This window comes from Protofrankia symbiont of Coriaria myrtifolia (genome assembly GCF_900634755.1).
Classification (GTDB): domain Bacteria; phylum Actinomycetota; class Actinomycetes; order Frankiales; family Frankiaceae; genus Protofrankia; species Protofrankia coriariae.
Genome location: NZ_CAAAFS010000355.1, coordinates 1 through 9570 on the forward strand (window position 1 = coordinate 1; position 9570 = coordinate 9570).

Annotated in this window: 7 protein-coding genes and 1 pseudogene; 5 read left to right on the top strand and 3 right to left on the bottom strand. The window is 69.7% G+C overall.

Annotated features, from left to right (window positions below; genetic code table 11):
- Together CM1CMNOD_RS20665 and CM1CMNOD_RS20670 are read left to right on the top strand one after the other, a co-directional pair.
- Nucleotides 1-682 (top strand): annotated as a pseudogene (locus tag CM1CMNOD_RS20665) (hypothetical protein); the annotation flags it as partial.
- The gene (locus CM1CMNOD_RS20670) at nt 657-1118 is read left to right on the top strand and encodes a hypothetical protein (protein WP_013875534.1); all 462 of its coding nucleotides are present in this window, start codon (nt 657-659) and stop codon (nt 1116-1118) included. The pseudogene CM1CMNOD_RS20665 and the gene CM1CMNOD_RS20670, both read left to right, overlap by 26 nt.
- A gap of 454 nt (nt 1119-1572) precedes the next feature.
- Here the strand turns inward: CM1CMNOD_RS20670 and CM1CMNOD_RS20675 are convergent, their stop codons facing one another.
- On the bottom strand, nt 1573-1842 hold the full coding sequence (locus CM1CMNOD_RS20675) for a hypothetical protein (protein ID WP_131774136.1): 270 nt from the start codon (nt 1840-1842) through the stop codon (nt 1573-1575).
- 592 nt (nt 1843-2434) lie between these two features.
- On the opposite strand from CM1CMNOD_RS20675, the gene groL reads away from it, so the two are divergent.
- From groL to CM1CMNOD_RS20690, 3 genes are all read left to right on the top strand, one after another.
- Nucleotides 2435-4057, top strand: a complete 1623-nt coding sequence (gene groL, locus CM1CMNOD_RS20680) for a chaperonin GroEL (protein WP_013875538.1) — start codon at nt 2435-2437, stop codon at nt 4055-4057.
- A 263-nt stretch (nt 4058-4320) separates the two neighbouring features.
- On the top strand, nt 4321-5148 hold the full coding sequence (locus tag CM1CMNOD_RS20685; protein ID WP_013875539.1) for a phospholipid scramblase-related protein: 828 nt from the start codon (nt 4321-4323) through the stop codon (nt 5146-5148).
- A 58-nt stretch (nt 5149-5206) separates the two neighbouring features.
- Nucleotides 5207-5797 (top strand): Uma2 family endonuclease, encoded by a 591-nt coding sequence (locus CM1CMNOD_RS20690; protein WP_013875540.1) that lies wholly within the window; start codon nt 5207-5209, stop codon nt 5795-5797.
- Between the two features lie 84 nt (nt 5798-5881).
- Here CM1CMNOD_RS20690 and CM1CMNOD_RS20695 read toward each other — a convergent pair whose 3' ends face one another.
- Together CM1CMNOD_RS20695 and CM1CMNOD_RS20700 are read right to left on the bottom strand one after the other, a co-directional pair.
- On the bottom strand, nt 5882-7528 hold the full coding sequence (locus CM1CMNOD_RS20695) for a DNA repair helicase XPB (protein WP_013875541.1): 1647 nt from the start codon (nt 7526-7528) through the stop codon (nt 5882-5884).
- 359 nt (nt 7529-7887) lie between these two features.
- Nucleotides 7888-9570: helicase-associated domain-containing protein (locus CM1CMNOD_RS20700; RefSeq protein WP_207387515.1), on the bottom strand; the 1683-nt coding region annotated here is incomplete at its 5' end.

A 9570-nucleotide genomic window follows, 5' to 3' on the forward strand; every position in this document is an offset into this window, starting at 1 on the left:
TAAGCGCCATTGCATTATAGGCCGAGTGGTCGACCTGAACAGCGAGGACCTGTCGTTCAGACTTCGGGTCGATGAACATCGAACCATGTCCGGCTCCTGCGATCTCGACAGCTTCGAGTGGCTCAGGGACGCCCTGGGAATCGACACCCAGCCCATAGTGATCGACGGACTGGTTCGCTATTCCGAAGACGAACGACCACAACGGATCGAGCGTGTCTTCGCGGTGTCCGCCGTCACGGACGAAAATACGGACGACACGTGGAACTCAGAAACAAAGATCGCGGAAACCCTCCAGCGGCTCGCCGAAATCGAACGACTGGAACCGGGTTGGACCGACGGCGAAGGTGAACGGGTCAGCCATGGAGCCATCTCAGTCACACGAGATCTCCTCCGGGAGTCAGGCCGGTACGGAATTCCCGTACCACATCTCTACCCAACCCCCGATGGCGGCATCAGTGTCGAATGGAGTATCGACCGGTGGGAACTGTCGATAGAGATATCTCCCATCGGTGAGACCTGGCTGCACGCGCTCGACTCGGTCCAGCGGACCGACATCGAGCACACACCGGCAGACGTCCGAGCAGCATTGCTCGAGGTTCAACGGATACTGCGCGCCGAAACCGTAGTCGATACGAGAGAAGGAGCGTACCGCGACAATGATGGATCCCACGGAGCCGGATGACGCGAACGAGCCGTCGGCCAGTCCAGCCGACCCTACTGATCATCCGCGGGGCATCCTGCTCAGCGATCCCACGGAACTGCTCTGGCGACAGATCGCCGCAGCCTTCTCGGATCAGGAGGAACGACCGACCTATCTCGCGTTCCAGCCGACCAAGAAAGATCATGAATTTCTCTCGACCCGGCGAGAGAAGGCCGTCGACGCGAAGAAAGCCTACGAGGAACACCAGGCCGCTGGCATGTCGACACTCGGCACATGGGCGGTAAGCGTCCGGGAGGCCCTCGACGCCGACGTACCCCCGTACGACGGCTCCGCGCTGCCGGGCATGCCGCACGGCCACACCAGCCTGTCTTTTGCCGGAAAAAGTCGACGCCAGGCAGCCAGCGCCGCAAAAATTCTCCTCCGGGCAGCTCGCGACCGAGGTCGGTGCCACCCGTAACGGCCAGCCCTCCAGGGAGGGCTGTAGGCGCACAGGTCCCCCAGCGGCCATCGGCGGTGCGATGGAACCGGTACCGGCGAAAACGTGGTTCGGCTGTCGCCGTCACACCGTCATCGCGGGCGACGGCCGCAGCCGCATGACCGCTGCGACCGGCATGGCGGTGGCGCGGCCGGGTGTCCTGCGATGTGTGGGCGCCCCACCTGCGCCCCTGGCCCTCGTCCTCCTTGGCGCGGGTTCCGCCTGAAGACGGGCTCCTGCTGGTACCGGGGCTGACCGTGGTCGTCGCGGCGAGCGGCGTCGGCCAGTTCCTGGCCCTCGCGCCGCCTGCCGGCACGCTCGACACGGTTCTCGTCCACCTCGACCTGAGCGGCGGCAGCCGGTCCGCCCCCGTGCACGGCCGGCAGGCGGTCGGGGCGGTCGCCGGCGCCGGCCATCGAGTGATCATCTATACCGGTCAGCGCCGGCCGCTGGTGCTCGCGGGATGCCTGGGGGTGGGCGCGTGGGGCATCGTGCACAAGTCCGAGCCGCCGGCCCGGTTGGTCGACGCCGTCGACGCGGTCAGCGCGGTCAGCGCGGTCAGCGCGGTCAGCGCGGTCAGCGCGGTCAGCGCGGTCAGCGCGGTCAGCGCGGTCAGCGCGGTCAGCGCGGGCCGCATGGTCCTCATGACGGCGGTGACCGGACTCGCGGAGGCGGTCAGCCGGACCGGGGCGCTGCCCGGCCTCACCGACGCAGCGGGCCGTCCTGCGGGCCCGCGCCCGCGGCGAGCCGTACGGCAGCATCGCCAGGCGCCAGCGCATCGGCCGACGGACCGCGGAGGAGCACATGAGCGCGGTGGCCCGGAAGTTCTCCGCCTACCTGCGCGACCACAGCCCGGCGGATCTCGAACGCGAGCTCGGGATCGGTCCCGGCGACTTCATGGAGTAGCGGGCCGGCTGGCCCGGCGAAACGGCTGGCCCGGTGGGGCGGCTGGAGCTGTGGGACGGCCGCGCCGCGCGACCGCCGGCGACCACCGCGCACCAGGAGTTCACCGGCGGTTCAACGGACCGGAGCGCGGCATGCGGCTGGCATGCCACAGGCATACGACGGACATACGACGGGCGCGCGGCCGCCACCTGGCCGGGCCCGCGACGGGCCGTCCGGCCATGCGGCGCAGCGGGGGGCGAGCTTGCACTCACCCACCTCGAGTGCTAAACAGGAGCTGGCACTCACCCGCTGCGAGTGCCAGGGCTGAGCGACGAGGCCACCGGGCCGTCCGTCGCGGGCGTCGTCTTGGCCAGGCCATTGAACAGCCATTCCCCTGGGAGGACCACGACACCATGCCGAAGATCATTGCCTTCGATGAGGAGGCACGGCGCGGCCTGGAGCGCGGCATGAACCAGTTGGCCGACGCCGTGAAGGTCACACTCGGCCCGAAGGGCCGCAACGTCGTTCTGGAGAAGAAGTGGGGCGTCCCCACGATCACCAACGACGGCGTGAGCATCGCCAAGGAGATCGAACTCGAGGACCCGTACGAGAAGATCGGCGCGGAACTCGTCAAGGAAGTAGCGAAGAAGACCAACGACGTCGCGGGTGACGGCACCACCACCGCGACGATCCTCGCCCAGGCACTGGTCCGCGAGGGTCTGCGCAACGTGGCGGCCGGCGCCAACCCGCTGGGCCTGAAGAAGGGCATCGAGGTCGCGGTCGAGCGCGTCTCCGAGGAGCTCTCCAAGCAGGCCAAGGAGGTCGAGACCAAGGAGCAGATCGCCTCCACGGCGTCCATCTCCGCGGGCGACCCCGCGATCGGCGCGCTGATTGCCGAGGCGCTGGACAAGGTCGGCAAGGAGGGTGTCGTCACCGTCGAGGAGAGCAACACCTTCGGCCTCGAGCTTGAGCTCACCGAGGGTATGCGCTTCGACAAGGGCTACATCTCGCCGTACTTCGTCACCGACGCCGACCGTCAGGAAGCCGTCCTCGACGACCCGTACATCCTCATCGTCAACAGCAAGATCTCGGCGGTCAAGGACCTGCTCCCGCTCCTGGAGAAGGTCATGCAGGCCGGCAAGTCGCTGGCGATCATCGCTGAGGACGTCGAGGGCGAGGCCCTGGCCACCCTGGTCGTCAACAAGATCCGTGGCACCTTCAAGAGCGTCGCGGTGAAGGCCCCCGGCTTCGGTGACCGCCGCAAGGCTCTGCTCGGTGACATCGCCATCCTCACCGGCGGCCAGGTCATCTCCGAGGACGTCGGCCTGAAGCTGGAGAGCACCACCCTCGACCTGCTCGGCAAGGCCCGCAAGTTCGTCGTCACCAAGGACGAGACCACGATCGTCGAGGGCGCCGGCGACCCCGACCAGATCGCCGGTCGAGTCAGCCAGATCCGCGCCGAGATCGAGAAGTCGGACTCCGACTACGACCGCGAGAAGCTGCAGGAGCGGCTGGCCAAGCTCGCCGGTGGTGTCGCGGTCATCAAGGTCGGTGCCGCCACCGAGGTCGAGCTCAAGGAGAAGAAGCACCGCATCGAGGACGCCGTCTCGAACGCGAAGGCCGCGGTCGAGGAGGGCATCGTCGCCGGTGGTGGCGTCGCGCTGCTGCAGGCGTCGGTCACCGCCTTCGAGAAGCTCGACCTCGCCGGTGACGAGGCCACCGGGGCGAACATCGTCCGCCTCGCCCTGGAGGCGCCGATCAAGCAGATCGCCTACAACAGCGGCCTTGAGGGCGGCGTCGTGGTCGACAAGGTCCGCCACCTGCCCGCCGGCCACGGCCTGAACGCGGCCACCGGCGAGTACGTCGACCTGATCGGCACCGGCATCATCGACCCGGCCAAGGTCACCCGTTCGGCGCTGCAGAACGCCGCGTCGATCGCCGGGCTGTTCCTCACCACCGAAGCCGTCATCGCCGACAAGCCGGAGAAGAACCCGGCCCCGGCCGCGCCCGGCGGCGGTGGAGACCTCGACTTCTGAGGCCTACAGCCTGAATACCGAACAAACCGGATAAAAAGGGGCGGTCCCAATGGCGGGACCGCCCCTTTGTCATGCCTCTGTCGTTTGTCATGCCTCTGTCGTGTCATGTCCCTGTCGTGCCTGGTCCAGGACTGGACGACGGTCGCGGCGATTTACCGACCATGTCGGGCATACTCTCGTGAAGCGTCGATTTCGGTGGGGTTACCGCCGCCACGGGTTCGTGGTGGGCCGCGAACAGCACCATGACCGGGAGTGTGTACGAGATGACCCAGACCACACCGCCGGCCGGCTGGTACGCCGACCCGTCCGGCCAGCACGGCTTCCGCTACTGGGACGGCACCACCTGGACCGACCAGGTCAGCGACGCGCCATCGGGACAGCCGGAATCACCGGGCAAGACGGCGCCCGCCCAGGGCTGGGGAACTCCACAGGGCTACCAGAACGCGCCGGTACAGACCAACTACGCACCGGACCGCGTCCAGCGCCAGGTTTCTGAAGGCGCGGGTGTACGACCCGTCCACGGTGGCGGCGGGACGCTTTTCACCGAACCGGTCCTGGTGGTCAACCAGAAGACCAAGCTCATCGAACTGACGAACGAGTACGCCGTGTTCGACCAGGCCGGCAACCAGATCGGTTCGGTTGTCGAGGTCGGCCAGAGCGCGTTGAAGAAAGCGGTACGGTTCGTCAGCTCGCTCGACCAGTTCTTCACCCACCGGCTTGAGGTGCGCGACAGCGCCGGCGTGGCCCATCTGGTCCTCACCCGGCCGGACGGATTCGAGATCGGCCAGATCGTCCAGCAGAACATTTTCGGCAAGATCCGTTTCGCGCTGGAAACCGGCGGGACGCCCATCGGAACGATCAAAACGGAGAACTGGCGGGCGTGGAATTTCTCGATCGTCGACCACGGCGACACCGAGATCGCCCGGGTGACGAAAACCTGGGAGGGGCTGGCCCGCACCCTGTTCACCACCGCTGACAACTACGTCGTCCAGATCCACCGTCCGCTGACGGATCCGCTGCGCAGCCTGGTGGTCGCCTCCGCGCTCACCATAGACACCGCGCTCAAGCAGGACTCCCGCGGCCTCGGCTGACAGCGATACGGCAAAGAACATTTAGACAGTCTCCGGGCCACAGGGCACCATTACTGGCGTGCCTTCTCCCGGCCCCGCGACACGCTCGCTCCGTCCCGTCCTAACGCTGCCCGCGCCGCCGCTCACCGTGGCGGACCTCGACGAACTCGCGCTCGACCCCCGCTTCGAGCTCGTCGACGGGATGTTCGTGGTCCGCCCATGGCCGACGCCGCTGGAAACCCGGGTGACCAAACGCCTGGTCCGGCTGCTCGTCGAGGCCACCCCGGCCGACATGCGCGTCCACACCCGTGACGTCAGCGTCCGGATCGAGCCGCGCAGCGAGGTCGTCCCCGACATCGTCGTGGCCGCCGCCGGCGACGACGACCGCCAACAACGGATCACCGGCCTGCCGTTGCTGGTCGTCGAGGTCGCCGAGGCCGGCAACCGCCGCTACGACCGGACGCTCAAGTTCGACCTCTACCGTGACCACGGCGTGCCCGACTGCTGGCTGGTCGATCCGGACGGCCCGCGCATCGACGCCTACCGGCTCGTCAACGGTGCCTACGTACCGGCGGCATCCGCGACCGGGGACGAGGAGCTGACAGTGATCACGCCGGTACCCTGCACGATCATCCCAGCCACTCTCGTAGACCCACCAAACCCAGAGTAACTATACCCAGAGTAATCATCGGACGGTTACACAGGGCCAGGCGATCAGTCGGTATCGGGTGATTGGCCACCCGGAGCCGGACAGTTACGCGGGATCGGGGATGTCGTCAGCGTCCACGATCATGTAGACGTAGCCCTGCTCGGTGAGGAAGCGCTGGCGGTGCGCGGCGTACTCCTGGTCGATCGTGTCCCGGGAGACCACGGTGTAGAAGTGCGCGCCCCGGCCGTCCGCCTTCGGGCGCAGCACCCGCCCGAGCCGCTGCGCCTCCTCCTGGCGTGACCCGAACGTGCCGCTGACCTGGATGGCGACCGCCGCCTCCGGCAGGTCGATCGACACGTTCGCGACCTTGGAGACGACCAGCGTCCTGATCTCCCCGGTCCGGAACGCCTCGAACAGGCGTTCGCGCTCCCGGTTGCGGGTCGACCCCTGGATGACCGGGGCGTCGAGCAGCTCGCCGAGCTGGTCGAGCTGGTCGAGGTAGGCGCCGATGACGAGCACCTGGTCGTCGGCGTGCCGCTGCACCAGCCGGCGCACCACCTCCCGTTTGCTGTGGGCGGTGGCGCACATGCGGTAGCGCTCCTCCGTCTCGGCGACGGCGTAGGCCATCCGCTCGTCCTCGGTGAGGGTCACCCGCACCTCGGTACATTCGGCCGGCGCGATCCAGCCCTGCGCCTCGATCTCGCGCCAGGGGGCGTCGTACCGCTTGGGGCCGATCAGCGAGAAGACGTCGCCCTCCCGGCCGTCCTCGCGCACCAGGGTCGCGGTCAGGCCGAGCCGGCGGCGGGACTGGATGTCGGCGGTCATCCGGAAGACCGGCGCCGGCAGCAGGTGCACCTCGTCATAGACGATCAGCCCCCAGTCGCGGGCGCCGAACAGCTCCAGGTGCAGGTACTCGCCCTTACGGCGGGCCGTCATCACCTGGTAGGTGGCGATGGTGACCGGCCGGATCTCCTTGCGCTCGCCGGAGTACTCGCCGATCTCCTCCTCGGTGAGCGACGTGCGCCGCAGCAACTCCGAGCGCCACTGGCGGCCGGCGACGGTGTTGGTGACCAGGATCAGGGTGGTGGCGCGGGCGTGCGCCATGGCGGCGGCTCCGACGATGGTCTTGCCGGCACCGCTGGGCAGCACCACCACACCCGAGCCGCCCTCCCAGAAACCCGCCACCGCGCCCTTCTGGTAGTCGCGCAGCTCCCAGCCGTCCTGGCGCAGCTCGATCGGGTGCGCCTCGCCGTCGACGTAACCGGCCAGGTCCTCGGCCGGCCAGCCGATCTTCAGCAGCGCCTGCTTGAGCCGTCCCCGCTCGGACGGGTGCACCACGACACAGTCGTCGTCAAGGCGCGGCCCGAGCATCGGCGCGACCTTCTTCGACCGGACGACCTCGGTGAGCACCGCGCGGTCGACGGTGCGCAGCACCAGCCCGTGCGCCGGGTCGTTCTCCAGCCGCAGCCGGCCGTAGCGGTCCATGGTGTCGGCGATGTCGACGAGCAGCGCGTGCGGAACGGCGTAGCGGGAGAACCGGACGAGCGCGTCGACGACCTGTTCGGCGTCATGGCCGGCGGCCCGGGCGTTCCACAGCGCCAACGGGGTGATCCGGTAGGTGTGCACGTGCTCGGGTGAACGTTCCAGCTCCGCGAACGGCGCGATCATGGCTCGGGCGTCGCCGGCCAGCGGATGATCGACTTCTAGCAGCAGGGTCTTGTCCGACTGGACGATCAACGGACCGTCGGTCACGTCTCACCACCCTTCCGAGGGCCTTCCGAGGGTTTCGGGATTTCCGAGGGGCTCAGGGTTCCTGAGGCGTCCGAAGGCTTCCAGGACGCCGATTTCACGGCGTCGCGTCAGGCGGACCGGCAAGCGGAGCAGACCGGCCGGCCAGCGGACACCGAGCGCGTCCGCCGATTCTCGCATGTTCGCCGGTGGTCCCGGGCAGGGCCGACGCCGTCGCCCGCGGCGGGCGTCGTCCGGGCGATCCGGCCGCAGAGCGGCCCGGCCGCCGAAATCCGGTCATCGGGAAACTCCGGTCATCGGGAGGCGAGGCGGGCCCGGCCGTTGTCAGGGAGGTCGGGCTGTCAGGGCAGGTCGGGCTGTCGTCAGGGCAGATCGGAAATGTCCTCCGTGTCAAGCGGCCGTGGAGGCGCCTGGCCGGGCACCACCGTCGGCGTCTCGGGGGCGTCCGTCCCGGCGGCGTCCACCGCAACGGGGTCCACGGCAACGGGGTCCACGGCGACCGGGCCCACGCCCGCCGACCCGGCACCGAAACCGGCTCGGGAGGCGGAAGCCGCCCTGAAACCGCCCGGCCCGCCCGGCTCGTAGAGCCAGGGGTAGCCGTTGATCTCAGCACTCGGGAGCGTGTCCTCCACATCGAGGACGCCGGTCACACGGTGTAACGCAAACCGCCGGGTCGCGCTGGTGCGCTGATCCCAGGCCGTGACCCAGCCACCCTCGACGGTCAGCGGGCGGACCACCTGGTCCCTGGGCGTCCCCTGCTGGTCGACGTATCCGAGCAGCACCCGGCGGCCAGCGCGGGCCGCCCCCTGTAGCGTCACCAGGATCAACGGCGCGGAGCGCACCATCCCGTCGACCCCGTCGGCCAGCGAACCGGCCGCGGCGGCGGCCGCCCGCGCCGTGCGGGTACTGGCGTCCCCACGGCGGATCATCCGCACCATGTCGCGCAGCTGCTCGTCACGGCCGCCCCGCGCCTGGGCACCGCCCGGCGGCCGCGGCCGGCCCGGCGTGCGGTGCACCTCCGGCCGGCTGAGCACCACCCGCCCGTCCGGGCCCTCCCCCACCGGGGAGAAACCGGCGGCGCGCAGCCCGTCGAGCAGCTTGGGCATGGGCAGCGAGCAGATCACCACCGTCGGCGCGATCCGGCGCAGCCCCAGCGCCTGGGTCCGCCGGGAGGCGACCACCTCGGAGAGGACAGCGGTGTCGTCACAGCGCAGATAGGACGCGGCCGGCCCCGCCCGCAACCGCCCGTGCCGGCGAGCGACGTCGTCCACCAGGTAGTCCAGCGTCTGCGGTACGCCCCCACGGGCCACCCGGGTGAGAAAGTCGCGGATGTCCTCGACGGTCCGCCCGGCGTCCAGCGCCCGCCGCAGGGACGTCTCGGAGAACCGGTAGACCGTCGCCGCGCCCGAGGACTCGACATCGGCCATCTGCGCCAGCTCGGCGGCGATCTCCGGCACCAGCGGGCCCGGCGCCACCGCGGTGAGGTCGGCCTGCACGAACAGTTCGCTGACGGGCTCGGGCAGCATCGGGCCGAGCGCCGCCGCCAGCTCGGAGCGGCTCGCCCCCACCCCGGCCTCGCCGCGGGCCAACGCCCACCCGGCGGCCGACAGCGCGCCCCGGCCGGTGACGCCCAGCAGCTCCGCCTCGGCGAAGACCCAGTCGACCATCCTGTCCAGCAACGGCCCGCCACGCCGCGGCATCCGCCAGGCGAGCAGCTCCCGCACCGAGGTGGGGGTGGGCGCGAGCCCGCGGGGCGCGGCGGCGAACGCGTCCAGTACGAGACGGCGCAGCTCCGGCGCGCTGCGCCGCCGCAGCTCCAGCGACAGCGCCGCGAGCTGGCGGCCCTTGTCGTCCCGCTCCCCCACCAGGCCGGGGACGTCCGGGGTGTGCAGCCACGCCTCCACCAGGACGGCCCACCGCATGGCCGGGGTCTCCACACACCACCGGTCGTAGGCCGTCGTGGGCATGATCTGGGTGTCCGTCCCGGTGGAGCCGTCGACCAGCCCGGCCGCGTAGGCGATCTCGGCGACCACCGCCGCCACCGC